Origin of the sequence: Nocardia vinacea NBRC 16497 (assembly GCF_000308835.1) — a bacterium.
Classification (GTDB): domain Bacteria; phylum Actinomycetota; class Actinomycetes; order Mycobacteriales; family Mycobacteriaceae; genus Nocardia; species Nocardia vinacea.
The window spans coordinates 1-1392 of record NZ_BAGN01000324.1; the positions used below are offsets into that span (position 1 = coordinate 1).

Here is a 1392-nt window from a genome sequence, read left to right on the forward strand (position 1 = left end):
CCGTAGCCCGCAACAGTTCCCAGCGCGACGGAGCCGAGCGCTGAGCCCCGAAACAGCCATGCCGGGCGTGCGACCGCCCGGCATGGATCGGCCCGACACCACATCAACCCATCAGAGATCAAGTAAGGAAGCCGAACCAATGATCGAGAATACCCGCCCCGAACTGCACGAAATCGAATCCGATACCGAGCAGCGGATGCGCGCGGACTTCATGCACGCCGAGTCGTACGTCGCGCGGTCGCCGGAGGACTACGACCCGGCCGACGAACTCGACTACCGCGAATACGCGTCACCGTGGCTCAACGGTGAGCAGCGGTGGATGCATGAATGGGTGTATCTGACCGATGCGACGCAGCGGTGGCGCGATGACCCCGCCGCCGCCGAGACGAACATGATTCGGCGCGTTGGCGTGCTGTCGGCGATCGAGGCGCGCAGCGAGGATCAGGCCCGCTACATCGCCGAGCACGGTATCGAGCGCGACGAATACGGTCTGCTGACCTCTCACTATGTGACCCGCGTGGAAGAGCGCGCCGCATCGGCTTCGGATGACCGGTTCATTCCGATGACCGATCCGCAGTACTACAGCACCGCCGAATCCGATGACGAACGCCAGTTGCGCGCGGACTATGTCCGCCACGTCGATGAACTCAACAACGCGGCGCGCACCATCGACCCCGATGTGGCTGGTGATGGTCCCGTGGCCGAGGGACACGCCAATGCCGCCGCCGATATCGCCGCCCGGTGGGAAACCCACGAGTCGCGGTATTGGCGCGATGTGTGGAACCACCTGGACGGCGCGGTCACAGCGTGGAAGCACGAACCGGACGCGATGCGTCGCACTACTGAGCTGATCGCCGAGCGTCAGGCCCGCGATCCGGAGTGGATCGAACCGATCCGGTGGCGCAACTATCAGCAGGCCGCCGAGCTGACCGGCCACGGCACCTGGAACGCCGAGCAGGAACGCCGAAACGAGCCCGCTCGGGACATGCCGTGGGCGAACCAGGCCGAAATCCGAACCGGCGCACCGGTTCCGGTGTCGTCGGCCTTCGCCGCGGCTCGTACCCGCGAGCTGGCCAGCAGTGTGTCGCCGTTGGCGAAATACCAGCCTGGCAACGCACTGGCCATGTCTCTGGCAAACGCTGAGCGTGACGGAGCCGAGCGGTGAGCGCCCCGGCCATCGAGGCGACCATGCCCGCCTCCGCAGCACAGATGTGGGAGATCCCGGCCCTGCCGGCACCGATGCGGGAGTCCGCCCCGACCGACTCCTCATCACCCGCACCGCAGGTGCAGGCCAGTTCGGTGGCGGAGCCGGTGGCCGATCTGAGCGCCGACGAGTTGGCCCAGCGGCTGATCGCGGCGCATCAGCGCACCGCCGAGCTGGAGGAGCAGCTC

Annotated in this window: 2 protein-coding genes; both read left to right on the top strand. The window is 66.9% G+C overall.

Annotated features, from left to right (window positions below; genetic code table 11):
- Positions 1-139 precede the first annotated feature (139 nt).
- Positions 140-1165, top strand: coding sequence for a hypothetical protein (locus ON44_RS33715; RefSeq protein WP_040698090.1), 1026 nt, complete (start codon positions 140-142; stop codon positions 1163-1165).
- On the top strand, positions 1162-1392 hold a 231-nt coding region (locus tag ON44_RS33720), incomplete at its 3' end, for a hypothetical protein (RefSeq protein WP_040698092.1). The genes ON44_RS33715 and ON44_RS33720, both read left to right, overlap by 4 nt.